Genomic DNA, 24,723 nt, shown 5'->3' with positions numbered 1-24,723 from the left:
GGTTAATCTCTCAAGCTTTATTCTTTAACCCTTTATTCTCTCCAGCTTATTTTCTCAACCGGTTCTGTGAGCCTGAACCTTCCCGTAAGAAGCTGTTCTTTAAGTTCCTGTGCGGCTTTTACTGCCCTTGCACGGTCAGACTGGCGCAGAGTTACCTTGATATCTCTGAGACAACCTCCGGCTTCACATCTGACAGTACCCAGGTTTGCCCTGAAGGCTTCCCCTCTGCACCTTGAAATACAGAGCCCGCAGTTAAAGCAGAGTTCAGGGTTATGTTCAGCTCCGTTTTCTCCTTTGCTTACTGCGCCCATTGGACACGCCTCAGCCACAGGGCAAACCTTGCAGTTAATACATTTTCCTGGATCGTACTTTACTCTCAGGTCTGCGTTATCCCAGACGTCCCCGTATGTTATATCGCAAAGGGGAATCCTGCCCGCCAGGTCCACCAGTTTGAGCGGGATCTGGCTGTCCAGTTTAAGGATATTTTCCAGCATACTCCTGGAAAGTACAGGGATGGGGACAGCCCACGTATTGATAATTTCAGGGCCTCCAGAAGTTACAAAGCCGCCCATGTACTCAGGGACCATATCATGAAGATCCGCAAAACCGGTAAGGTTGGGGTTATCAGGAACGCTGCGAGTGCCCTGGCCTGTGACAAAACCTTCAGCCCCGTTGATCAGAACTCTTGTCCCGATCCCTATTGTCTCGAGTCCGGGGACGTTTTCAATGGGGTTCAACTCTCCGCAACCGCAGAAAGTCATCTCCCTGAACTCCCCTTCAAAAGGCAGGGCATGGAAAATAGTGTCGATAGGGTCCTTACCGGGATTTACAAACGCTCTGTAATTTTTAAATGCATGTCTGGTTGCATAAAGACGTGCAAATGGGATTTCAGAAAGGCAGGTCTCTACGGAGAAACACTTGCCTTCATTTGTGGTTACGTCAACGCGAATGATTTTTCCTTCCACCATGTCCCGGAAAAGATGCCCACCTCCATAACGGGGATCTGATACACTGTGAGCTGTCCCGAGTACTATAATGTCAAGAACCCCGAGCCTTTCGTTGGGGCACGGCCCAACAACTGCCGGCACACCGTTCAGAAAAACTTCAGAAGCTTTTATAAAAGAGTCAGGTTCTGAGACTTTGAATGAGAAAACTGCATAAGTTCCGCTCATGATTCCGCGGGTGGCGGTGGTTACAACATCGACATCTTCGAGCCCTATTTCTTCTCCTGCCCTGATCCTGGAGCTGATTTCTTCAGCTGTAAAGACTACGGCTTCTCCGGCATCAATTTTTGCCTGAATTTCCAGGATAGTCCTGTGTTCTTCTATATTAGCAGATGCTCCGTTCATGTTACCCTCAGCGCAGATAACGTATTCATCATATTTTAGATGGAATGATGCCATCTATTTACCATTCATTTAGAGACAGGTTAACTGGATGCAGGGTACATGGGAGTGTATTCAGCCAGATGGGAAAATTGGTGTTTATTCGGAAAACTGATGATACTCAGGAAATCGAAGCACTATATTAGAAGAATGAGCAGAATTAAAAGGTGAACAAAATCAGAATAAGAAGAATCTAAAGGGTAAGAAGAAAAGGCTTCGTTTTTTTAATTTCTAATACACTGCCCGGTTAATTAAGCCATAAATGCAAATATAAATAAGGGTGCCAGTTATCATTTTTTAATCATTTTCCCATAGGAATCTTTTAATTTCTTGAAAGTTAAGGGTCTGCCATGACCTGGATAAAATGTCCTGCACCCCGAATCAATCAATACCTCCCAGCTCTTTAAAAGTTTAGGTACATCATCTGCAAAAGGAGGGAAAATTGTCCCTGGGATGACATTAAAAAGAGTATCACCAACGAATGCAACCTCATTTTTAATAACAAGACTGATAGAGCCTGCAGTATGGCCTGGAGTTGAGATGATTTTTGCGTGAGGGATATACCTGTCCAGATCATATTCATCACTTACAACAATATCAGAACTCACAGGCTTGTATCTTGACTTTGATAACATGAAGGTGTTTCCTATCCGGGAAATGATTCTTGAGAACCATAAAGTGCCCTCAGGAAAGGGAGTTGTACCCTTTTCCAGGCATTCTTTTTCCTCTGCATGAACAAGAATTTTTGCCCCGCTCTTTTCTTTTATTTCGGCAAGGCAACTCACATGATCATAATGAGTGTGGGTGAGGACTACCAGAACTATATCGGTAAAATTAATGTGGTTTCTTTCAAGAGCAATTTGGAGGTTCTTGATTTTGCCAGGGTGTCCCGCATCCACAAGAATTCCCTAACCTCCTGTAACTATAAGGTAAGAGTTTGAATGACCCATTGGGACAGTAATAATACTGTAAGGCTTATCAGTATCCAGTCTTTTAGTGTATGATTTATCACTGTCTGATCTATAAGTATCCGATCTTTCAATGTTTAATCTTTCAATATTTGGCCTGTCACTTTCTGGCCTATTATCATTCATGCTGCCACATTTTAGCCTGGTTGTTCCGTTTAAAGATATTGGAAATTCCCCCGGTGAATATGGAGAAACAGATAATTAGCCGTCCCTATTATTGAGTTTTTCATAAAATAGCTCTCTGCCCGGCTCTCCATTTACCTTTATTAAACAGTTGTATTTTCAACGCTTTCTTGCATTAATTTTTAGCATTCTTCACATCGATGGATAAATCGGTTACAAAACAGTGCAAGATATTTTGCTTTATCAGGACTCTATCCAGCAAAAAAAGCCAGAACCACCCAAAACTTATATAAATGATGATGCGTACTATGGTGTTGCACTTCCGTGCGAGAAACGGAAGCAATACACATTGTAGAGGGCTCGTGGTCTAGACGGTTATGACGTCGCCTTGACATGGCGGAGGTCCTGAGTTCGAATCTCAGCGGGCCCACTTAAGAATTTAGAAAAAACAGTCAGGACCTTTCCAGAGTTTTTTCTGGAAAGCGAAAAACGAAAATACTGCCAGTTCTTTTAAGATATGTTCTTAAAAAGGAACCTGCAGTATTAGATCTGCCTGCCCAGGTAGCTCAGTGGGAGAGCGCTGCCCTGAAGAGGCAGTTGTCCCCGGTTCGAATCCGGGTCTGGGCACCAAAAAACAGGGAACATCAGTAGTGTAGCGGTCATCACCGGGCGTTGCCAACGCTCGAACCCGGGTTCGAATCCCGGCTGGTGTATAACTTTTTTAGTTATCCTTATTTCAAGTATGTATCTTGTTATAGGGAGTATAAGACATCACATAGGGCTCGTGGTCTAGACGGTTATGACGTCGCCTTGACATGGCGGAGGTCCTGAGTTCGAATCTCAGCGGGCCCATATAAATATTAATCCGGCAGTGAACCTGCATTTATCACGTTACTGCCAGATCTGCCTGCCCAGGTAGCTCAGTGGGAGAGCGCTGCCCTGAAGAGGCAGTTGTCCCCGGTTCGAATCCGGGTCTGGGCACCAAAAAAACAGGGAACATCAGTAGTGTAGCGGTCATCACCGGGCGTTGCCAACGCTCGAACCCGGGTTCGAATCCCGGCTGGTGTATAATTTTATTGACCATGTTTATGATCAAATCTTTTTTCCTTAGTTTTCCAATTATCATTTAACTTTTTTCTTTGATTTGTGTGCTTTTTGTCCGGATTTATCCACTAAGATTAATAAGCAGGGATATTCAGGTCATAAACAATTAAAGATATCACAATAAATGTCAGCTTTTAATAAGATAACCTGTTCCGGATCAAATATTATTAGTTATTAGAGAGAATAGAAAGTTTTGTGCATAGAAGGTTAATCATTCAAACGTAATCAGTTGCATTGTTAACAGATAAAAATATTAAGAAGTAAGGAAGAAATACGCCAATGTGATATGAAAACAAGACAATGTTAACCTAAAAGTTCGTTAACCAAAAGCTTAATTAAAACAAAAGATCATTATAATTATTGGATATACATCTCGAAAAGACAAGAGAGTTTGTTGGAAGAGATTATACCCACTAAGTTGCAACCTGAAAAATCGTAAGGAGATTTAACCATGACAGGAAAGTTCCAGAAAAGAAATGCAGAAAGGAAAGGCGTTAGAAAAGAATATGAACTGGAGCAGAAGTTAATAAAGGAAATCGTAGACGAAATTCAGGTAAGCGGCGGTGGAACACTAGAGTGAGTAAAAAAGTACACATAACTATTCAAGCTGGAGAGATTGTCGAGCAGACCGTAGAAGTGGCTGAAACAGCCACCTACGAAGACCTGCTTGATGAGCTGAACATAAATCAGGAAACAGTACTTGTATTAAATGGAGGGAATGCTGTTCCCCTTGATGGGGCTATAGGTTCTGATAAACTAACGATATTAAAAGTTGTAACAGGTGGATGATCTGCCCTTAAGGGCAGTGCCCCTTCTTTATTGAGACTTATTTTTCCCCCTTTTTAGAGAGATTTTAAAGGTTATTTTTCTGCAAGGTTATTTTTTTGAGGTTATTTCTTTGAGGTTATTTCTGTAAGAGTATTTCTTTGAGGTTATTTCTTTGAGGTTATTTCTGTAAGAGTATTTCTTTGAGGTTATTTCTGTAAGATTATTTTCTGTAAGATTATTTTCTGTAAGATTATTTTCTGTAAGATTATTTCTGCAAGATTATTTCTGCAAGATCAATTTTCTACAAAGTTACTTTTCTAAGTTTACTTTCGCAATATCAGTTTTCTGTGAGATCAATTTTCTGCGAGGTCTTCCTTTTATAGCAGTCATTAACAATGTGGGCCTTTCAGCTTCAGGTTTTAGATTTAACATTAGATCCAACCACGCGTTATCGACTTTATTAGTGGAATCAATAATCTCGGTAACCAGGAAAAATACCGATGAGAACCATATCGAGAACATCTGTAAGAAAACCCTGGAAAGTGAAGGAAAGAACATAATAAATAGGACATGATAAATTAAAGAAGAGAGTTTAAAAAACAAAGGAAAGGATCTAAGAAAGTAGAGAGAAGGGTATAAGAAAATAAAGAATGATTTAAGAAAGCAAAGAGAAGAAATCTAAGAAATTAAAGAAAAGAACTTGAAAGATACGAAAAAACTGAATATCATGGGAAAACAGAAAGAAGAAAAATTAAATAAATATATTATGGAAGGATTTGATTTCCATAATGGTGAATTCCCGAAAGGGCTGTCAGCCATTATGGACTAACCCTTTTGAGTTACTTACTTGGGAGTAAGAGGCACCTTTTTGCTCATAACCTTCAGTTTTTTAATTGCTGAGATCGTTGCCTGAGATTCCTTGTAGATTTTATCTTCATAATAGCTTATGATCTCATCAACAGGGGCTGCAAGGGAATATATCTTTATTGGGCGCCCTTTACCGGGTTTCTTTTCCGAGCGTACGTTGACCCAGGACTGATTGCGCATGAGCCTCATAGCGAGACTGACTTCAGGCTGTCTCAGTCCGGTACTGATTTCAATTTCACGGGATGAAGCTTCGTCAACATTCATAAGATATGCCATAGTTGTGGCAACGTTTCTCGACATCCCGAGATTTCGTAACGTTTCAATAAAAATGTGGTCGTTTTCGTCCAGCACTTTTACTTCATAGTCTTTCATGATAACCCCTTCATAGTCTATTTTATAATTTATTTTGTCAGTTAAAGAATTTGGAGGCAATTATAATTCAGACCTTAAAAGGTAGCTTTCATAATCACCTGTTAAAGCTAATTCCGACTTCAAAAGTTTTACTCCATATAAATATTTATATGGTAGTCTATCCCGTTTTAAAACTTTGAATGAAATAAAAAGCGTTTTTTCACAATCGAGCGGATTGTTTACGTTTTAAGTCCAACAACCGGTTATTAAAAACAAATACAGTACATTTTCATAACCGACCACCAGAGAACCGTTTTGTGAAATTGATGGGAAAATACGTACCGGTTCAGTAATTAAACCTGTATACGTATATAATTAGAAGGTTATTCATTTCCAACATTTAATAATGTACTCATACTATTTAAAGTTGTATATATTAAAAAGGAATTGAAAAACTTTCAACTACACCTGACATTAGAACTTATGAAAAAATAATTAATTATATGAAACATAATAATCCCATGACCCGGATAAAAACCTGAAGGCATCACAACAAAAATATTATAATTGCACTGATAAAAGAAATTGCAGGCAAAAATCCTGACAATAAAACGTCAAAGATAATTTAGAAATGTTTATATCCCGGTTTCAGACAGACCAGACAATTAGCCAGAAAAACGGGTGAATCTGAAACATTCTTCTCGATCTTTAAGAGGTCTTATCCTGAAAGCGCCCAATTGGGATAAAGTTAAAAAACTTAAAAGAGTTAAAAAATTAAAGATCTGTAAAAGGGAGAAAACTCAATAAAGAGCTTCATGAAGCCAAAATTTAAGGAATCTTTTCCAGGGTTAATTTCAGTTAATTTTCAATTATTGCTTTGATTTTCAATTAACTGCTTTGGTTTTCAATTATTGCTTTGATTCTCAATCAATTTGCTTTAATGTTCAATCAATTCCAGTTACTTTTCAATTAATTTTTTTGATTTCGATTAATATGCTTCACTTCTCAATTAATCTCCTTTATTTTCAAGTGAACTTGCTTCCCAGAGAATTTCCTCACAATACATTACCTGGGCTGCTTATTTAATCCTCACTGAAATACTTTCTGACCAGAAGAATTGTGCTTGAACCCGCTATAATAATCAGGAATAGAGCAATAACCATCCCTTCTGCTGTGAAGTCCTGCCATGAATGGACAGATACCCACAGCCCGCTTCTTGTGACAAAAGTCGAGAAAATTACCAGAATAAAAGAAACAAGGGCAAGCATAGGGAGCATGAAGCCGTACTCATCATTGCGGAACCGTAATTTTGCATGCAGATAAGCCGTTGCTGTAAGCCAGGGGATAAGCGAGGAAGTCTCGACCGGATCCCAGGTCCAGTACCAGGCACCCCAGCCAAGTACCTCATACGCCCAGAAGGCTCCAGAACCTATCCCCATTGTAAGGAAGAACCAGGAAACACGCATCCATCCGGTTGCAAATTCCTGCCACCTGCTGTCCCTGAGGATAAGACCTGAAATTGCAGCAGCAAAAGGAAGGGTAAAAGCTGCATAGCCAAGGAACAGAAGAGGGGGGTGTATGGCCATCCAGAAGTTCCTGAGCAAAGGGTTCATGCCCTGTCCGTAAGAAGCAACAAAAGGCTCTGCAAACAGATTCCAGTTTGTAACTTCAGGCACTCCTGCCCATGTTAGATAATACATTGAGAAAGGATTTTTCAATACCAGAAGAAGCAAAAATGCAGAAGCTACAAATAGGGAAACTGACTTCATAAGTGCAAAAAGCTCCGTCTCTCCGAGTACTTTTCCTGCTCGTGTGAAACGCGTGGCTGCAATCATTATGAAGATAAAGCCTGTCCAGACCAGAAAAGACCCTTCCTGACCTGCCCAGAGTGCTGAGAACCTGTACTTCAAGGCGAGGTCAGCGCTGGAGTGTTGAAAAACATAACCGTATTCGGTATCAACCCCAACTAAGTGATAAACAAGCAGGGATATCGCAATGATTATTCCTGCTCCTGCTGCAAATTCCAGTTTTTGTGAGAGGATCATAAATTTTTTATCCTGCTTCAAGAAGTAAAGCAGGGAAGTAAAAAAAGCAAGCAGCCCTGAAGCTCCGGCTATCCAGATGAGCCCCATTCCAGTATTCATACAATCACCATCTGCACACCCGTGTCATGCATTGTTTTACCAGCCCGGTTCTATTTAATTTCATTTTTCAGTTCTCGTTTTTATTTCCTCAGGAAGCTCTTTCGAAAGGACAGTTTCCGCAAAGCTCATTTTCTGGAGTGCTTTTTCCCCTTCCAGAGAACCCGAAATGAAAAGGATCAGAACTCCCAGCACCATCAGATAAAACCCTCCCCAGAGAGAGCTCATAAAAGGCACCTTTCGAATGTAAAGTTCCACGGCCCGTGCTTCCGTGTCTATGGATTTAGGGGCGATAAAAAGTTCTTCCAGAAGCCCCCTGCGGATATAGGTCTCGGTGTAGGACTGCTGCCATTTAAAGTCGCTTATATACCTTACCTGCCCGCTGTCAAAAGGCTGCCCCCATCTGTACACATCAAAATAAATCGTGCTTACGTAAGAAGAACCAGAATGACCGCCATAGGGTTCCCCTTCGACCCCGGATATTATATCAGTGATAAGGACGCTGTAACCCATAGGCTTAAAAGTAGCCATTTCTCCGACAGGTACCACTGCAGAATCCTCAAGGTTCATATTTGTGCTGAATATGATCCCGACAAGGAGCAGGACTGCCCCCAGGTGGATAATATGAGGCCCTGCTTTCCGGAGAATTCCTTTCAGGCTTTTTTCCTTTAAAGAAAGAAGTCTGTATACAACTGCAAAAAATGCCGCTATAAGGACCGGAAAAGAAATATTAACAGGCAGACTGGAAAACAGGGAAAATGCAGCCGAAAATGCGGACCCTGCAATTCCCAGCCCAAATACCAGGAGGCCTGCCTTTTTCCCTGCACTCTTTATGAGGAGGCAGAGGGTGAGCAGCATTACAAGGGCAAGAGTGGGCAGAGCTGCCCGCAAATTAAAATAAGCGGCATCAAGAAGAATTTCTTCTCCTGTACCGAGCCTGACGATAAAAGGGGTTAAAAGCCCCATCGTGATCAGGGCGGCAAGCAGGGTCAGCACCGAGACTGTAGCAAATAGAGTGTTTCGAAGTGTAAGGATATCATTCAGTCTTTTCATAAAAAACCTTGAGAGTGTGAATAAAATATACAACTTAATAAAATAAATACAATTAAATAGGGATAATATTTACTTAAGCCCATTATTTAAACATACATGAAAATAAAGGATTTCTGAAGAAAACAGCGAGAGTTTAATTACTCCATCTTTTGCTGGCTATGAAGAAAAAAATAAGATGGATAAGGGTGTGGGAAGGATTAACTTCTGCCCCGGAAAAAAGTAACAAGGAATTAAAGAGATGATACCACGATAGAGCTGATAATCAAAGCGTTCTGGCTGATGATCCCTGCTTACCTTTCCAATCCCTTCGCAGCTGTTTTCGGGGGCGGAAAACCGATTGATGGAGGCAGGACATATAAAGACGGGAGAAGGATCCTCGGAGACGGAAAGACATATAGAGGGCTCTTTTCAGGCATATTTTGCGGGTTTCTTGCAGGCTGTGTTGAGGTATGGCTGAGTTTCAGAGGGTTTGAGATACTGGGAATCGAAATGCCCGGATTCGGCCCGGATTATACAAGTTCGTTGATAGTTGTGCTTGCCCTTGCTTCAGGTGCGCTTTTCGGGGACATGTTCAAGAGCTTTTTCAAACGCAGGATGGGACTGAAAAGGGGAGCGTCACTGCCTCTCGTGGACCAGCTTGACTTTGTGGTCGGAGCCTGGGTATTTACATACCTTGCTGCCCCGGAGTGGTTCGTGAGTAATTTTACTCCGGGAATCATGCTTACAGTTATTATAATAACGCCTCTACTACATCTTACGACAAACATAATCGGATATTTTATAGGTGTAAAGAAAGAACCGTGGTGAAAATTTCCGGGGAATTTAATAATATCCTTACAGGAAAAATCTAAGAAAACACATATAGCATTAATAAGGCTGCAAATACCGGTGAGAAAATGAGCAAAACAAATTCAGAAACAGGAAATAATTTTGAACAACAGAAACAGGAACTTATCGCAGCCCTGAAAGCCTGCGGAGCTGTCCGTTACGGGGACTTCACACTTGCTTCGGGAAAGAAAAGCAAGTATTATATAGACATCAAGAAAGCCAGCACGGACCCGAAAACCCTGAAAATAATTGCCAGGCAGGCAGCCCTCAGGATAAAAGAAATGGATGTGGATACAGTTGCAGGTGTGGAACTCGGAGGAGTCCCTCTGGCAACCGCTGTTTCCCTGGAGACTGAACTCCCACTTCTGATTGTGAGAAAATCCGTCAAGGACTACGGCACAAAAAGCAGGTTTGTTGGAGACCTGAAACCCGAGGACAGGCTTGTAATGCTTGAAGACGTAACAACCAGCGGGGGCTCGGTGAGAGATGCGATCGAGGTTGTCAGAGAAGCAGGAGCCAGTTTAAAATACGTTATCACAGTAGTGGACAGAGAAGAAGGGGCAGGGGAAAAACTGAAAGAAGCAGATGTCGAACTTGTGCCTCTTGTAAGTGCAAGCGACCTGTTGAAATAAAGAAAGTGCAGTAGCACTTTCCTGAATCTCTATTTAATAAAATTAGGATCCTTATAAATTGGAATAATAATGACAGTAATAATATTGTAATATTGTAATATTGTAATAATAGTAATAGTAATAGTAATAATAATAATAATAATAATAATAACATTTAAAATTTACCTTCAAAACCTTTTATTGCAGCAGGCAGGCAGTCAAGAACTGATGCAAAACCGGAATGATGAAGGTTTAATACCACAGCGCCGACAATTTCATCGCGAGTTGCGCCTTCGTTCTTTGCCATCATGGCATGCATCTGCACACCTCTTGGGTTTCGGTTAGCTGTCTGGATAGCGATGTTGATTAGCTGCTTTGATTTAGCATCGAGACCTTTTAAAGCCTTTTGCGCTTCAATGAGGTCGTTAAAACGTGCTGCAACTTCCGGGCATTCGTTCTGGAAGATCTCATACGGATTTTGATTCATAGATGTCACCTTTTGAAGAATCTGGTTCATTTTTTATATTTAGCAGATCTCAGGTAAATTAGATTTTATGTTTTTATAGATACTTGGAATGTTTCTACTTTTGCATTCAGTTGATAGGCTTAAAGTGTGATTATTCCAATCCTAAACTGATAAAAAGTATTAAGAGAAAGATATTAAAGAAGATAAAAAACAGGACTCTAAAGAGAAATTAAAACTTGCAGGATTTTTATATAAATAAGAAGCTTAACAATGAGAAGATATTTATCAAAAGAAATAGAGAATTAGGAAATCCTTTATTGTGTTGCTGGCTAAAAATATCATTTATAAAAATGAAAATATTTTTAAATTGAAAGAAAGGTCTTGTGAGTTCCATAATCCATTACCTTTTTTTTCACGATATTTCCTCAAAGGCATTAAGAACAAATTTCAATTGAAAAATAAATTTTTTTGAACAAGGAGAATGAAAATGAAAATTTTGCTTATCGGCGGCGGCGGAAGGGAGCACGCTATTGCCGAAGGAATTAAGAAAAGCAAGCATAACCCAATCCTTTATGCGTTAATGGCAAAGAAAAATCCGGGAATTGCCGCCCTCTGTGAGGACTTCCTGCTCGAAAAAGAAACAGAGGTTGAAAAAGTTGTCGAATATGCAAAAGCCAGGAAGATAGAAATGGCTTTTGTGGGGCCTGAAGCTCCCCTTGCAGCAGGAGTTGCAGATGCCCTATGGGATGCCGGAATTCCCGTTGTAGGACCTAAAAAAGCCTGTGCAATTATTGAATTTGACAAGGCGTGGGCAAGAAATTTCATGAAGAAATACGGGATCGAAGGCTGCCCTGCCTATGAGGTTTTTACGGAAGAAGCTCCTGCACACGCTTTCATTGAAAAGCTTGGTGACGTTGCAGTTAAGCCCTCGGGACTTACAGGCGGCAAAGGTGTAAAAGTCATGGGCGACCAGCTACCTGACATCAAAGCTGCCAGGGAATACACAAGCGAGCTTCTGGAAAAGGGACCTGTTGTTATTGAGGAGCGTTTCATAGGAGAAGAATTTACCCTCCAGGCTTTTGTTGACGGAAAAAACCTTGCCTTTTTCCCTGCAGTGCAGGACCATAAGAGGGCTTATGAAGGGGACATCGGGCCAAATACTGGCGGCATGGGCTCTTACACGGATGCAGGAGAGATCCTTCCTTTCATGGTCCCGGAAGATATCGAGAAGGCAAAAAAGATTATGCAGCATACCGTAACAGCCCTTCGTGAGGAAACCGGAACGGGATACCAGGGGATTCTTTACGGGCAGTTTATCCTTACATCCAGAGGCCCAAAAGTCGTGGAGTTCAATGCCAGGTTCGGAGATCCTGAAGCCATGAACGTTATTCCCCTTATAGAGACTGATTTTGTAGAAATAATGTCTGCCGTGACAAAAGGAACCCTTGGAGACCTGCCTGTGAAATTCAGCAGGAAAGCTACAGTCTGCAAATACGCAGTTCCTGCAGGCTACCCGGATAACCCGAAAAAAGACAGCGAAGTGATTGTAGGAGATATAGGGGAAGCTTCAGTTTACTATGCAAGTGTGTATGAAAAAGAAGGGAAAATTTATACCACCACTTCCCGCGCCGTTGCTGTTGTCGGGTGTGCAGAAACAATAGAGGCTGCAGAGAAAGTCGCTCAGAATGCTCTTGAAAATATTCAGGGTGAACTTTTCTTCAGGAGAGATATAGGCACAGCGAGTCTTATCCAGAAAAGAATAGACCATATGAAAGAACTTAGAGGCTGATTGTTAAAAACTATGCATAAGTGCCGCATCTAAATATGTGTAAATAAGTACTATGCAGTAATAATAAAGCCTGGAAACAAAACAGAGCCTGGAAATAAAGCCCAGATTTAAAGTTTGGTTTCAGCCAGAAGTTTAAACTCAGCCGTAAAGAAGTCGGGATTTGAGACGATGAAGAGAGATGTACTTTCTATAACTGACCTGTCCAGGGAGGAGATATACGAACTCCTTGAATCGGCAGCGGACCTGAAGAAAAAACGTAAGGCGGGAGAACCTACCGAGTACCTGAAACATAAAAGCCTTGGAATGATTTTCGAAAAATCCTCCACAAGGACAAGGGTATCCTTTGAGGTTGCAATGAGCGATTTCGGAGGACACGCCCTTTACCTTAACTCCAGGGATATCCAGGTAGGAAGAGGTGAGACAATTGAAGATACAGCCAGGACCCTTTCGGGATACCTGCACGGGATCATGGCAAGGGTTATGAGCCATGACACCGTGGAAAAGCTTGCCAGATTCTCGACCATACCCGTGATAAATGCCCTCTCGGACCGGGAACACCCATGCCAGATCCTTGGCGATTTCATGACCATCATGGAATATAAAAACAGGTTTGAAGGCCTGAAGTTCGCCTGGATAGGAGACGGGAACAATGTCTGCAATTCCGCTCTCCTGGGCTCTGCAATCATGGGAATGGAGTTTGTCATTGCCTGCCCTGAAGGTTACGAACCCGGAGCCGAGTTCCTCGAGAAAGCGAAAGCCCTGGGAGGCAAATTCTCAATAACAGATGACCCCAAAACTGCCGCAAAAGACGCAGATATAATCTATACTGATGTCTGGGTCTCCATGGGGGACGAAGCAGAGCAGGAAAAGCGCCTGAAAGATTTTGGTTCTTTCCAGGTCAACACCGAACTCCTCGGAGTCGCAAAACCGGATGTAATAGTAATGCACTGCCTTCCTGCCAGGAGAGGCCTTGAAATCACGGACGAAGTTATGGACGGCCCAAACTCCGTGATCTTCGAAGAGGCAGAAAACCGCCTTCACGCGCAGAAAGCCCTTATCCTGAAATTGATGAGATAAAATTTCATCAATTTCTCCTCTATATTTCTCCTCTATGATTGAGAGGACTCATATGAAATAAATATATATTAGAAGTTATCGGGTTTTTTCACCTTCCGAGAAGGCTTTCAAGGAAAAAGTATAAGAACAAAGAGCACTACTATGTGCTGCTGAACATAAGCCACATCGTGCGAGAGTTGCCCAGCCAGGTCAAAGGCGCTGGATTCAGAGAATTACATATAGGACTATATTATATTTAACTGTAAACACACCAACATGCGAGAGTTGCCCAGCCAGGTCAAAGGCGCCAGGTTCAGAGCCTGGTCTTGTAGGAGTTCGTGCGTTCGAATCGCACCTCTCGCACTTAATTTTTGGGTAATAGGTATCTTCAAAAAACGCAACGCTGTTTTGTACGATTTTTTGCACAACTATTACATTTCTAAAGTTTCCCTAATCAAAAATTGTTCGTTTCTATAGAGGCACATTAATAAAAATCAATTTTACAATTGCCCAAAAATACCTTTGTGCTACTGAGATATCAGTTCTCAGAAAAATATAGAAATTTATATTTAGATTACTTGTTTTCTTTATTGCAGATGAATCGAATAGTGAAAGATTACTTGGCTAATAATATCTCGATTAGTAACTTCTCTACAAATGTATCGAATAGCTCTTCAGAACTTTTAACAAATTCATCACTTATTTTAAAAAACTCAGTGGTGAACATTACACAAAACGCGACAAACTTAATTTCACAAACTGAACCTATAAAAATAGATCCAAATTGGTTTTATAGTTCTTCGGCTCAATGTGCAGCCGCAATAGTTGGGCTTATGGGTGCTTTCCTAACAACGAAACTTATAAATCAAAAATCTCTTATTGACCAACTTCATAATGAGATTTCTGATTATAAAAGGAGAATTGATTTAATAACTCAGCAAATTAAGCCAAAAATGGAATATGTTAGTAATATAGATTTTGAGAATGATTGCAATACAGTAAGAGAGTTTTTAAATTTTATCAAACTTACAATAGACCCAAATAATCCTCCAAGTTTGGAGACAGTTTATAAAAAATCTATATTAGTCGAAGAACTTAAAAATATCTCTAAAGAAGCCTTTGAACAAGAGTATAATGACAATTATTTAGAGGAAGTGAGAGAAGCCGCCGAAGAACTAGTTGATAGTTACTTAAAAGATTCGTTAAGATCAATAGATTTGAAGAATCCAACAGACCCAAAGTTACTTTATGATAAAGCAATAAAAGATGATGAATATAAACTTATGAACAGATCTATTTTTGAAGAAAGGTATAATATATTTTTAGAGGTTAAGAAAAAGGAAGCAAAACGTCAAAAGAACCCTTTTTTTGGCTTAGCTCTGACACAACCAATTAACTACGAAAGTTTAATGACACCTCCTCTTCCAAAAATGATGTCAAGAGAAGACATCGAAAATGATAGAATAAAATTAGAAAACTATTCTCGCTATAAAGAAGAGATTTCAATAAAAAAAGTAGAGCTTGAATTTTACAAAGATATCGTTGCAAGTAAAGAGAATATGCTAATAAATAGCGACATTATGAGTCTAAAAAATAACCTTTTATTGTTATTTGTATTTTCGTTGCTTGGTTTATTCTTACCATTATTTATGCTGCTTTTGGATTATGAAACTATGATTAAATATAGAGGGGTTACTTTTTTTTTAATATTCGCAGGATGGTTGCTTATAGTATTTAACTTAAAAACCGAAATATGGAAGTTATTTGATAAAAATTGAAATTAATTCCTATATTCACTTAAAACAACTCATTCCAAAAACAACTTTGTTGTTAAGTAATGATAATCGTTCTAGAGATGTCATGATAGAGTTCCTTTAACTATTCAAAATGAGGATTCTGAGAGATAATTTTGAGTTTGCAATAGGCTCGATAAGTGGCTCATATTCTGTTTAGAAGTTTCTTTACTTCTTTCGTGTCCAAACTTATTTTACCGTCCTTCATAATTCTATCTTTCATCCTCTTCAAAGTACTCCTATGTTTAACCCCTAACTTCCGTGCCTCTTCAGGAGTTAAACCCAAAATCTTCTGCTTAATTTCTTCCTCATTAACGAAAACTTGAGCTCCTATTACATCCAAAGGCTGATCTTCAATATTATTGGCTTCTTTCCCAATGTAAACCAACCCCTCAGCCTGAATATGTTTTCTCTTTAAAACTCCTATGTCTCCATCAAACTTATTTTCCATATGCTCAACATAATGCAAAATAGTCCTGCTTAATGGCTTGAAATATTGAGATCCTTCCTTAACTTCTCCTGAGTCATAATCAATGAAGGGCTCATAAACGATTTTCTGATAATCCTTTGTAAATGGAGCGAGAGGCTTAACAGCCTTATCATCTTCTATAATTACTTGGAAGCTTACAAGGAAGAAGTTAAAAGGTTTAATCTGTTCTTTCCAGGGTTTCCTCTCATTTAGTTTTTTAAATCTGCTTAATACAATAGAAGTGCTAACAGTAAGCTGAGAAATTGCATAAAGGTTAGAATATTTCTCTTCAATATCTCTTTCAGTAATCAGCCTATAATGCAGTTTAAGGATATCCTGCCAGATTTCAGCCTGCCAATCTTCAACTGAGTTAGGGAAGGGGTTTGTTAAATGCCCAAGCCCATGAAGTTTGTAAGACCTTTCATCTTCCATAAACTTGATTTTTCCGTTCTCATAGTAGTATAGAGCATATCTTTTAGAAGCAATTCCATAGAACCAGAGATCCTTTTTCTCAGGTTTAAGCAATGGAATATCCATGTTGTAAGGATTAAGAGGCTGAAAAAACTCTGCGAGCTCCTGAGCTTTATCAGGAGGCACAAACACAGAATCAGTATCCATGTAAGCGTGAATAGCACCGAGCTCTTTTAACCTGGCTTCAGCCATTGTTAAAAAAAGCCTGGCTCCTGAAGTAATCATAACAGCCAGGAGAGGATGAAAATATTTGCCTGACTTCTCAAACCTGTTTTCCTTAGTAACAAAGTTATCAAGACCATAAACCTGAAACTCACTTTTCTTATCTTCTGGGTTAAGCTCAATAAAGATTCCATAACTGAGAGCATTTACAAGAATCTTGATAGCCTGGGCTCTGCTTGATAAATGCTGAAGTTCAGGAGCATTTTTATCAGTCTTTTTTAATTTTTCCTTAATCTTCTGCCTCTCTTCTACAAGAACCTGAACAACATTATCCTTTAACGGATCAATATCAATTCCAAGAACCCCAGATTTCCTTAAACCCTTCTGTGCTCCTTTAGGAACAAATTTTACAGCTTCTATAATTTTTGGAGCTTTGCCGGTAAGGAGATATGAGCCTATAACATCCGGTAAAGAATACCACATCTCTGAGTTAGAACTCAGATAATTGATTCCTACGTTAAAGCCTGTATTATTTCCTTTATAATCCATTCTCACAGGCAAAATATCATCATCGGGCTGAATCTTGACCATAACAACAAGCTTTTTCCATGTATCCTGATTCTGAAGGTCTGAAAGTTTTACTTTTGAAACAAATCCTATGGTTTCTTCTGTTATATCCTGAATTTCTAGTGTCATGACCATTTAATTATTTCACATAATACTTTGACATTTTCTCATCTGCATTCTTCCTTGTAAACTTCCATTCAATTTTCCTTTTGTGTTCATTCCTTCTCTTTGTCCATGAATCCACTTCATTTTTAAGCGTCTCGATGTCCCCGATCCTTCTTCCTGTACATTCGATATCCATGACATTGATCTCGATTTCAGCAGCATTGAGCCAGCTTGCATGTTTTGGCGTGTAATGGAACTCTATCTTGTCCAGAATCTTCTTTGCTTCCTCTTCTGAGAATGCTTCGTAGAATGACTTCTCTTTATGGATATTGAGATTATCCGTAACCAGTCTGATGACTTCTGCTTCAGAATATTCTTCTGTGACAAGAATCTTCATGAATTGTGCAAAATCCTTCATTGTTCTTCTTTTGGTTACCTGAGTTACCCTTTTTCCTGCTTTGAACTCTACCGCCATGAATATGTTTGCTGTTCCGTTTCTGACATACTCATAATCATATTTTTCTGAACTTCCAAGCTTCATAGGAATGCTCATTCTTTTATCCCTGAGCAGTTGCTTAGGCTTCTCGTCAAGACAGATAAGAGGTTTTTTAGGATCATAATCCTCTTCATACAGACTAAGAATGTCATACATCCTGTCTCTATATTCAGTATCGATAGTCTGAATACACCACATCCGTCTTAACCAAGGTTTAGTTTTGCTTTTTTCAAAATAAGCCTGACACTCTCTTTACCTATAGTTTCAAATCCTTCTTTTTTCCTAAGTTCTTCAGTAAGCAGGGAAAGAGACCATCTTTTGCTTCCATCAGGGGAACTGCTGCAGGCTAAAGCGATTACTTCTGCAACATGTTTTTCAGTGTATTTTATAGGTTGACCAGATCTTGATTTGTCAAAAAGAGCATTGGGGAGACCTTCATCAAGGTATCTTTTCCGTATATTCAAAGTGGTACTCCTGGAAATACCTAATATTTTCACGATTTCAGTGATTTCTGTTTGCTGGTTTGATAGAAGGAGAATACGGGCTCGAGTTAGTTCTCTTGCGCTTTTACGTCCTTTTCTCACAAAATCCTGAAGGAAATTTACCTCATTATCTGCAAGTTGAATCTGTAGCATGAAGGTATAAAAGGATTCAACGTTTATAATGATGACTAATAATTAAATGGTTGAGACACTAGGCTTTCAGCTATGATGTACTTCCAGAGGTTCATTAACATTGTAACTGTAGGGTACATGCTTGTAAAATCAAGAACTGTAACCTTTATTGGCTCCTTCCTGATTTTACATTCTGTTCTTCCTCCGAAATATGAAGTCATCATGTTCCCAATAATCAAATCTGGAAAATCTGGGTTCAGTTCTAGGAAAGGTTTAACCCCTAACTGGCTGAGAGCATATTTCCCAATGGAAGCCTCGCTAAAGATTTTTGTTATGGGTACATGGATCTGGTAAACGTCAAGCTCCTTAACAAGCTTTTCATACACAGCCTGAGTAGTTTCAACATCTTTTATCAGATAATCAATATACTTTTCAGTAACTTTTCCATGTTCAATTTCTTTCATTTTCTTAACAGGAGTGTTGAGCCTTTCTGCGGCTTTTTCAAGGGAAATACGTCTTTCCTGAAGGAGAACTTCAGCCAGCCTTTGAGTATCTAGGAAATAGCCAGAGAAATGACTCTCTCCCTTGTTCTGCTTGGTTGTGGTAAACTTAAAGTTGTTAGAGTATCCAAGCTTTTTGACTATTATAGGAGGGTTGAAAGGGTCATCTGAGAGGGTGAGGGTAAAACCGCCTCTGTTCCTTCCCCTTGAATCTCCTGATCTTTTAGCAATTCTGATAAGGTCAAAAGCTAAGTTATACCCATTGCAGAGGGTTTTAAGCCCAAAGACTTCAGGATAAAATACATTGTCTATGAACTCATCCAGGGAATACAGGTTTATGTTATGCTTTTTTGAATAGGCTTCCAGTATATTTATTTCTCTTTCATTCAGGGTAGATGGATCATAGAATAAACCATCATGCTGAATAACTCCATCCTGGTAGATCTGGAAGTATCCTATCTTAAAATTTTGATACTGGTCTATGGTTGTTTCAGTATCAAAGACCAGTACCCTGTTATGTCTGAGAGGAGTATCATAACTAAAGCTCCTTTTTGCTTGGGGCTTTTCAAGTCTCTGAGTATATCCCCTAACTGCAACTTTAGACATTTTGCACCATCTCATTTCCAAGATCAATTAACTGAGTTCCTAACTCTTTCAGTAAAGCCCCAATAGAAACTAACTGAAAAGCTCTTTTTTGCTCAGTGGAGGCATTTCCAGATCTGGCTTTTGGACTTAGCTTGTTTTGTTCTTTTGTGACCTTGAAATGGCAATTTTTACATAGAGGCTGAACCTGGTCTGAATTGTTCCGTCCAGAGATGTGATGCATTTCAATTAGATCTGGATCATCTTCTCCACAGATAACACAGCAAAGAGAGGAGTTTCCTTTTCTCTTCTGTTTGTTCAAAGTTTTTTGATAAGTCTCTTTGTCCATAGTCTCACCTCCTCAATGCTGATAGACTTCCAAAAACTCCGGTTCTTCCTGAGCTTCTAGGATCTCATAGAGCTTATTAAGATCGGTTTCAAAGTGGTGGACGTTGCCTTTTGCATCTACTATTTGAACGTCCTTAAATTTGGCAAGAACAGAAGGATCATTGTTTTTTATTGCCTTCTGAACATTGGCATGATATTCTGCAATTAAAGACCTATCCTTAGAACTGGCTGTAATAATCGTTTTTTGTCCTTCTGTGGAGTAAATCAGCATTTCAGCCTGGATAGTATCTGTTTTTGTAACCTTCCAGGTTCCTCCTGACTTGTAAAGGTTCTTTCCAAGATGCTTGACTGCAAATTCTGTTCTTTTGCCTATCTTTTCAAGTACAGAAGAAAGATTTTCACCTTTTCTCATTTCCCTTAAAATTTGGAGAGATAGATTTCTATCTCTCTTACCCTGGGCTGAAAGAGTTTTCCAGGCTGTCTGGCTTAGATCAAAATCGCTTATCTTCAGATTTCTAAGCTGGCTGAGGCTTTTATCAGGGAAAAATTTGTGTTTCCTGATGATCTCCTTTGCATATTTTGTATCTCTAGGCTGAATTTTGAGCCATTCCCCATAAGTCCTGTAGTCTTTGGAAAATCTTGGTCGGCTCATCGTTCAGCCTCCATCATTCTGATAAAAGCTGTTCTCATAACTTCAGCCTGAGAGCATCCATAATCTTCTGCGTTCTGTTCTAGTTTCTCCTTAAGGTAAGGAGACAATGTTATCAAAACTCTGTCTTTTGTGGTCATGTAACTCACAATAAGCAACATGTACCGCTCTTACTTATGTACAGAATTGAGTATAACTTTAAGTACAAGTTTGACATATATTTTATATATACTTGAGTAAAACACAAGAATAAGAGAGTATTATTTGTGACACAAAGAGACTTTGAAACTGAGGTAAAGCGGTATCTTACACAAAAAGGGTATGTAAGAAGGAAACAACTCATAGAAGACCTGATGAAAAGGCATAAAAATGAACTTGGGTATAGCCTCAAGAGTATAAATCGTAAACTAGACAATCTGATTAATTTGGAAACAATTATACGCCTAGAATCTTCTGATTTAGGGAAATTAGGAATAGAAGATACTGATGGAAGAGCTAGTTATCTGACCTTGAAAGATGTGTCTAAAATTAAAGGGCATATGGACAAGATTTTAGATTGGCTTGGGTCAGAAGAACCCATAAAGCAAAAAATGGCTTTAAAAGAGATTGCACGTTATGAACAAACTTATGTCTTAACTCCTGTACAACTGGATATAGTTATAGCTCAGTTTGATAAAAACATTGAGGAAGGAACTATAGATGAAGAACTTGCTGATAAGTTGTTGCTCTTATTAGATAGATATATTTTGAAAAAAGACATTGAGCCCACTAATAAAGTAAAAACAATTGACCTGTTAGTAAAATTGCTAAAGAAATATCCTGTTCCTGTTTCAACCCATGTAAACCTTAGAACTCACATTATCTATCTTCTTGGACATTATGGGCATAAGGCTGTAATTGAAAGGTTTATGGAAGATGCAAGAGCCCTACAAGATCCTTTTTCTGTAGAAAATGTTTACAACACAGAATATACAGCCAATCTTATTGAGGAACATAGAGAAGAACTTTACAGGTTGGAGGAAGAGCTAGCAATAGAAGGAAAAGAAAACGCTTCACAGTTTGTTTCCAATATAAGAACTGAGGCTCTAATTAATTTGGGATTATATAAAACCCCTTATGCAAAAGGAGAGAAGGAGGATGATTCTTGGTGAAACTTCTTCTTTTGAATGGTCACGGCATAAATATGCATGTTGATGGAGCCAAGCTTCATATCAAGGATGGAAGGTTTTCAACAACAGAAGAGCCTCAAGAATATGTATTTTCTCCAAAAAGAATTGATATTGATGGCATTATCATTTATGGTAAGAGTGGAAACCTTACCTTAGAGGCTATTAGATGGCTAATTAAGCATAATGTCCAGGTTTCCATTTTAGATTGGAATGGCAAGCTTTTGACAACAATGCTTCCTCCTGAAAGTACCAATTTAAGAACAAAGTTTGCTCAGTATCATGCTTTTGAGGATAAGGAAACTAGGCTTGAGATAGCAAAGAAGTTCATTGAGGCTAAATTTAATAAGTCTAAGGCAGTCCTTGATTTCCTGAGCCAAAGGTATCCAGAAATTAATTTTGATATTTCGGATGGACTCACAAAGTTAAGAGAAGTAAAGAGCACCAGGGAAATTTTAGGAATAGAGGGAACCTTAGCCGGCAAATACTGGATTGAGTTTTCAAAGGCTGTTCCAAAGGAATATGATTTCTGTAACAGGGTAGATCAGTTCAGAAGGGCTATGGGCTCAGGGGATATGGTAAACACAATGCTCAACTATGGCTATTCTCTTCTTGAGGCTGAATGCCTGAAAGCAATTAATTCTGTAGGGTTAGATCCTCATGTCGGGTTTCTGCATGAAATGACACCAAGCAAGAACAGCTTAGCCTATGACCTTCAGGAGCCTTTCAGGTTCCTTGTTGATCTGGCTGTTATCAGCCTGATTGAGAGTGGAGCTATGGAAAGTAAAGACTTTATCAGGACTGAGAATTACAATCTGAGGTTAAAGCCTACAGGAGCCAGGAAGGTTGTAAATGAGTTCTCCAATATGCTGAATAAAAAGGTAAGTTATCAGGGAAAAGAAAGCACCTGGAGCTATGTTATCTTCCTGAAGGTGAGAGAATTAGCCCATTACCTCACAAGCAAAAAGGAGAAACTGGATTTTGTTAAGCCTGAATATGAGATTGAAAGAATTGACTCTTATGATATAAGGCAGAAGATTCTCAATATTTCTTATGTCGACTGGAAGAAGCTAGGGTTTTCTAAAGGTACTTTGCACTATATGAAGCAGAATGCTAAGTCTGATAAACCGTTTACTCTGAACGCTCATGTTCTGGAAAGGGTGAATAAGTGGGAAGCTCTGGTTTTAAGTCAAAAGTAAAAATGCGTATACTTTACTGTAAAATGTAAAAATGTAAATTTACAGTAAAATAGTAAAACGGTATCAGAAGAAATTGTAAATTTACAGTAAAATTGTAAAGCTGTATCAGAGGAAGGCGTAAATTTTACAGTAAAATAGTAAAACAGCTTACATAGAGGCAGTAAAAAGGGTTGTAAAACACAATTAATTTACAACCCTTAATAAATTCGATAATATGGTTCAAAACTGTAGAGGACCAAAGCTTAGGCAAATTTGAGCTTTAGCAGAATAGATGGCACAATAATTGTATTACATATACTACAAAAAGTATAGTTTTGAAACAAGATAAATTAAAAACTTTTTTATAGCAAGTTTTTCCTTTCTTTTAATTAGCTTTTTTAAATTTAATATAATTAGGTGAAATAATGATAATATTATATGTAGACAATTTTAGAGGTTTTCATGAAACGTACATCCCTTTTACTAATGTTAATTTTTTAATGGGTGAAAACAGTACAGGTAAATCCTCAATACTATCTCTTTTAAATTTATTAGATAATACTGGGTTTTGGCTCAATCAAAAGTTCAACTATGAGGATATTCACCTTGGGTCTTTTAGTGAGATTGCCGACAGCAATATAGACAAAAATTTCTTTAAAATCGGGGTTTTTGGTCTAAATAGTAAACCCACGAAAGGAGAGGACTCTTATAAATCTATTTTTATGAAATTTGAAAACGATAAAGGGCTTCCTTATATCACAGATTTTAGCTATATCTCAAAAGATCACACTGTGATTGCAAATATTGGGAAAAAATCTATAAAATATAAAGTTAAAGAGATCTCAACTATCCCTGAAGATCCTTCTGAAGCACTTACTTTCTTTAAAAATTGGATCCAAGAAGTGGATATTAATATTAAAAATAAAGGGTATAATATCATAAAAATTCCTTCTCGTACACCGTTACCTATTATAGGTAGCTTTATAGAAGCAGAGTTGGAAACAAAAAAGAAAGAAACAACCGATCCTTCTAATAAAGCAAAGGTCGCTTCTCAACTTAATCATGTTATATTTCCTTCTTTTATTGGCAAATTCTGTTGGATTGCTCCAATTAGAGCAAAACCCAAAAGGACATATGATAACTATGGAGTATCTCCTTCTTCTGAGGGGGATCACGCCCCATATTTATTGAACAGGTTCCTTAATTTTAGTAAATCCAGTAACAAGAAGGATGTACTTTCTTCAATTGAATCTTTTGGAGTACAAAGTGGGCTGTTTGATTCTATTAACACAGTTCCATTTGGAAAGGATGAAACTTCTCCATTTCAATTAGATATTATATTAAATAACAAAAATTTTAAAATATCTAATGTAGGTTACGGAGTTTCTCAAGCTCTTCCTATTATTGTCGAAATTATTTCGAGATCTAAAAACACATCGTATGCAATTCAACAGCCTGAAGTTCACCTACATCCACGTGCACAGGCGGCTTTAGGCGAATTTATTTATAGTATGCATTTAGCTGAGAGCAAAAATTTTGTTATTGAAACCCATAGTGAGTATTTAATTAATAGATTTAGAATTAAAATTAGTCAAAATGAAAGTAAAAAAGTTGATTCTCAAGTATTATTTTTTGAACGAACCGATAACGGAAACAAAGTTCACATTATTGAAATTGATAATAAAGGCAGATACTCAGAAGATCAACCAGAAGCTTTCATGAACTTTTTTGTCAAAGAGGAACTAGATTTATTGGAGATATTCTAATGTGTATAATAATTGATACAAATGTATTAAGTTCTGTTTTTTCATCAAAGTCTCAAGATCACTCCGAATTTGAGCCGGTATTTAGTTGGATTTTTAATGGTAAGGGAAAGATCGTTTTTGGAGGAACTCAATATCATAATGAACTCAAAAAAAACGGAAAATATGTTGGTTTGTTCACTTTATTAGGAAATAAGGGGAAAGTCAAAACAGTTTCTAGAGACAAAGTTGACAAAATACAAGCAAAATTAACGGAGGATTTCCCAGATCCTAAATTCAACGATAGACATCTTGCGTCTATCCTACTCTCGGCAGGTAAACATATAGATTAATATTATTAATTTTATATC

The 24,723-nt window shown here is 38.6% G+C and carries 24 protein-coding genes, 7 tRNA genes and 1 pseudogene; 19 read left to right on the top strand and 13 right to left on the bottom strand.

Translation table 11 applies throughout. From position 1 onward, the window contains the following. Positions 1-32: 32 nt before the first annotated feature. From MSMAS_RS06385 to MSMAS_RS19190, 3 genes are all read right to left on the bottom strand, one after another. Positions 33-1,349 carry a methanogenesis marker 16 metalloprotein gene (locus MSMAS_RS06385; RefSeq protein ID WP_011032089.1) on the bottom strand — a complete coding sequence of 439 codons (1,317 nt, stop codon included), beginning with the start codon at positions 1,347-1,349 and terminating at the stop codon, positions 33-35. Positions 1,350-1,675: 326 nt separating this feature from the next. Then, complete coding sequence (locus tag MSMAS_RS06380; protein ID WP_011032090.1) at positions 1,676-2,284, bottom strand: MBL fold metallo-hydrolase; 609 nt, start codon at positions 2,282-2,284, stop codon at positions 1,676-1,678. Positions 2,285-2,293: 9 nt separating this feature from the next. After that, the gene (locus tag MSMAS_RS19190) at positions 2,294-2,479 is read right to left on the bottom strand and encodes a hypothetical protein (protein WP_155397844.1); all 186 of its coding nucleotides are present in this window, start codon (positions 2,477-2,479) and stop codon (positions 2,294-2,296) included. A 353-nt stretch (positions 2,480-2,832) separates the two neighbouring features. Between MSMAS_RS19190 and MSMAS_RS06375 the strand changes: the two genes are divergently transcribed. The 9 genes from MSMAS_RS06375 (at position 2,833) to MSMAS_RS19745 (ending at position 5,177) form a co-directional block, all read left to right on the top strand. Next, positions 2,833-2,906 (top strand) — tRNA-Val (locus tag MSMAS_RS06375). Between the two features lie 125 nt (positions 2,907-3,031). Then, positions 3,032-3,106: transfer RNA gene (locus tag MSMAS_RS06370), tRNA-Phe, on the top strand. An 11-nt stretch (positions 3,107-3,117) separates the two neighbouring features. After that, a tRNA-Gly gene (locus MSMAS_RS06365) sits at positions 3,118-3,189 on the top strand. Positions 3,190-3,254: 65 nt separating this feature from the next. Further along, positions 3,255-3,328: transfer RNA gene (locus MSMAS_RS06360), tRNA-Val, on the top strand. Positions 3,329-3,385: 57 nt separating this feature from the next. Beyond that, positions 3,386-3,460, top strand: a tRNA-Phe gene (locus MSMAS_RS06355). Positions 3,461-3,472: 12 nt separating this feature from the next. Beyond that, positions 3,473-3,544, top strand: a tRNA-Gly gene (locus MSMAS_RS06350). 487 nt (positions 3,545-4,031) lie between these two features. Further along, positions 4,032-4,160 carry a hypothetical protein gene (locus tag MSMAS_RS19750; RefSeq protein ID WP_015410890.1) on the top strand — a complete coding sequence of 43 codons (129 nt, stop codon included), beginning with the start codon at positions 4,032-4,034 and terminating at the stop codon, positions 4,158-4,160. Continuing rightward, positions 4,157-4,369 (top strand): MoaD/ThiS family protein, encoded by a 213-nt coding sequence (locus MSMAS_RS06345; protein WP_011032091.1) that lies wholly within the window; start codon positions 4,157-4,159, stop codon positions 4,367-4,369. The genes MSMAS_RS19750 and MSMAS_RS06345 overlap by 4 nt, the downstream gene beginning before the upstream one ends. A gap of 679 nt (positions 4,370-5,048) precedes the next feature. Next, the gene (locus MSMAS_RS19745) at positions 5,049-5,177 is read left to right on the top strand and encodes a hypothetical protein (protein ID WP_259637111.1); all 129 of its coding nucleotides are present in this window, start codon (positions 5,049-5,051) and stop codon (positions 5,175-5,177) included. 14 nt (positions 5,178-5,191) lie between these two features. On the opposite strand, the gene MSMAS_RS06335 is transcribed toward MSMAS_RS19745, so the two are convergent. The 3 genes from MSMAS_RS06335 to MSMAS_RS06325 all read right to left on the bottom strand — a co-directional run bounded on the left by MSMAS_RS06335 (position 5,192) and on the right by MSMAS_RS06325 (position 8,760). Next, positions 5,192-5,587, bottom strand: a complete 396-nt coding sequence (locus tag MSMAS_RS06335; protein WP_015410893.1) for a hypothetical protein — start codon at positions 5,585-5,587, stop codon at positions 5,192-5,194. Positions 5,588-6,648: 1,061 nt separating this feature from the next. After that, a complete protein-coding gene (gene ccsA, locus MSMAS_RS06330) occupies positions 6,649-7,710 on the bottom strand; it encodes a cytochrome c biogenesis protein CcsA (RefSeq protein WP_011032093.1) in 1,062 nt (353 codons plus the stop codon). Positions 7,711-7,770: 60 nt separating this feature from the next. Continuing rightward, complete coding sequence (locus MSMAS_RS06325; RefSeq protein WP_011032094.1) at positions 7,771-8,760, bottom strand: cytochrome c-type biogenesis CcmF C-terminal domain-containing protein; 990 nt, start codon at positions 8,758-8,760, stop codon at positions 7,771-7,773. Between the two features lie 258 nt (positions 8,761-9,018). On the opposite strand from MSMAS_RS06325, the gene MSMAS_RS06320 reads away from it, so the two are divergent. Beyond that, positions 9,019-9,567, top strand: a complete 549-nt coding sequence (locus tag MSMAS_RS06320; protein WP_264357997.1) for a CDP-2,3-bis-(O-geranylgeranyl)-sn-glycerol synthase — start codon at positions 9,019-9,021, stop codon at positions 9,565-9,567. A gap of 89 nt (positions 9,568-9,656) precedes the next feature. Further along, the gene (pyrE, locus tag MSMAS_RS06315) at positions 9,657-10,220 is read left to right on the top strand and encodes an orotate phosphoribosyltransferase (RefSeq protein WP_011032096.1); all 564 of its coding nucleotides are present in this window, start codon (positions 9,657-9,659) and stop codon (positions 10,218-10,220) included. 154 nt (positions 10,221-10,374) lie between these two features. Here pyrE and MSMAS_RS06310 read toward each other — a convergent pair whose 3' ends face one another. Then, entirely contained in the window at positions 10,375-10,686 is a 312-nt protein-coding gene (locus MSMAS_RS06310; RefSeq protein ID WP_011032097.1) for a carboxymuconolactone decarboxylase family protein, read from the bottom strand. 466 nt (positions 10,687-11,152) lie between these two features. On the opposite strand from MSMAS_RS06310, the gene purD reads away from it, so the two are divergent. From purD to MSMAS_RS06290, 4 genes are all read left to right on the top strand, one after another. Next, a complete protein-coding gene (gene purD / locus MSMAS_RS06305; protein ID WP_048040169.1) occupies positions 11,153-12,454 on the top strand; it encodes a phosphoribosylamine--glycine ligase in 1,302 nt (433 codons plus the stop codon). A 168-nt stretch (positions 12,455-12,622) separates the two neighbouring features. Continuing rightward, positions 12,623-13,531 carry an ornithine carbamoyltransferase gene (gene argF / locus MSMAS_RS06300; RefSeq protein WP_011032099.1) on the top strand — a complete coding sequence of 303 codons (909 nt, stop codon included), beginning with the start codon at positions 12,623-12,625 and terminating at the stop codon, positions 13,529-13,531. A 257-nt stretch (positions 13,532-13,788) separates the two neighbouring features. After that, positions 13,789-13,873 (top strand) — tRNA-Leu (locus MSMAS_RS06295). A 233-nt stretch (positions 13,874-14,106) separates the two neighbouring features. After that, positions 14,107-15,288, top strand: a complete 1,182-nt coding sequence (locus tag MSMAS_RS06290) for a hypothetical protein (protein WP_155395349.1) — start codon at positions 14,107-14,109, stop codon at positions 15,286-15,288. A 160-nt stretch (positions 15,289-15,448) separates the two neighbouring features. Here the strand turns inward: MSMAS_RS06290 and MSMAS_RS06285 are convergent, their stop codons facing one another. From MSMAS_RS06285 to MSMAS_RS18700, 6 genes and pseudogenes are all read right to left on the bottom strand, one after another. Beyond that, entirely contained in the window at positions 15,449-17,101 is a 1,653-nt protein-coding gene (locus tag MSMAS_RS06285) for a hypothetical protein (protein ID WP_196296931.1), read from the bottom strand. Positions 17,102-17,111: 10 nt separating this feature from the next. Further along, positions 17,112-18,208, bottom strand: a pseudogene (locus MSMAS_RS18110) (IS630 family transposase). 35 nt (positions 18,209-18,243) lie between these two features. After that, positions 18,244-19,293 (bottom strand): DNA polymerase, encoded by a 1,050-nt coding sequence (locus MSMAS_RS06270; RefSeq protein ID WP_230633349.1) that lies wholly within the window; start codon positions 19,291-19,293, stop codon positions 18,244-18,246. Continuing rightward, positions 19,286-19,618, bottom strand: coding sequence for an HNH endonuclease signature motif containing protein (locus MSMAS_RS06265; protein ID WP_048046375.1), 333 nt, complete (start codon positions 19,616-19,618; stop codon positions 19,286-19,288). Before MSMAS_RS06265 ends, MSMAS_RS06270 begins: the two co-directional genes overlap by 8 nt. Positions 19,619-19,630: 12 nt before the next feature. After that, positions 19,631-20,269, bottom strand: a complete 639-nt coding sequence (locus tag MSMAS_RS06260; RefSeq protein WP_048046374.1) for a hypothetical protein — start codon at positions 20,267-20,269, stop codon at positions 19,631-19,633. Then, a complete protein-coding gene (locus MSMAS_RS18700) occupies positions 20,266-20,427 on the bottom strand; it encodes a hypothetical protein (protein ID WP_155395348.1) in 162 nt (53 codons plus the stop codon). Before MSMAS_RS18700 ends, MSMAS_RS06260 begins: the two co-directional genes overlap by 4 nt. 105 nt (positions 20,428-20,532) lie before the next feature. Here MSMAS_RS18700 and MSMAS_RS06255 point away from each other — a divergent pair, with 105 nt between their 5' ends. The 4 genes from MSMAS_RS06255 to MSMAS_RS06240 all read left to right on the top strand — a co-directional run bounded on the left by MSMAS_RS06255 (position 20,533) and on the right by MSMAS_RS06240 (position 24,705). Then, the gene (locus MSMAS_RS06255; protein WP_048046373.1) at positions 20,533-21,417 is read left to right on the top strand and encodes a hypothetical protein; all 885 of its coding nucleotides are present in this window, start codon (positions 20,533-20,535) and stop codon (positions 21,415-21,417) included. Then, positions 21,414-22,631, top strand: coding sequence for a CRISPR-associated endonuclease Cas1 (gene cas1 / locus MSMAS_RS06250; protein ID WP_048046929.1), 1,218 nt, complete (start codon positions 21,414-21,416; stop codon positions 22,629-22,631). Before MSMAS_RS06255 ends, cas1 begins: the two co-directional genes overlap by 4 nt. Before the next feature lie 404 nt (positions 22,632-23,035). Then, positions 23,036-24,376 (top strand): AAA family ATPase, encoded by a 1,341-nt coding sequence (locus MSMAS_RS06245; protein WP_048046372.1) that lies wholly within the window; start codon positions 23,036-23,038, stop codon positions 24,374-24,376. Next, positions 24,376-24,705, top strand: a complete 330-nt coding sequence (locus MSMAS_RS06240; RefSeq protein WP_048046371.1) for a hypothetical protein — start codon at positions 24,376-24,378, stop codon at positions 24,703-24,705. The genes MSMAS_RS06245 and MSMAS_RS06240 overlap by 1 nt, the downstream gene beginning before the upstream one ends. Positions 24,706-24,723 lie beyond the last annotated feature (18 nt).

The sequence above is a fragment of the Methanosarcina mazei S-6 genome, from assembly GCF_000970205.1.
Lineage (GTDB): Archaea > Halobacteriota > Methanosarcinia > Methanosarcinales > Methanosarcinaceae > Methanosarcina > Methanosarcina mazei.
This window is presented reverse-complemented; position numbering and strand designations above follow the sequence as displayed.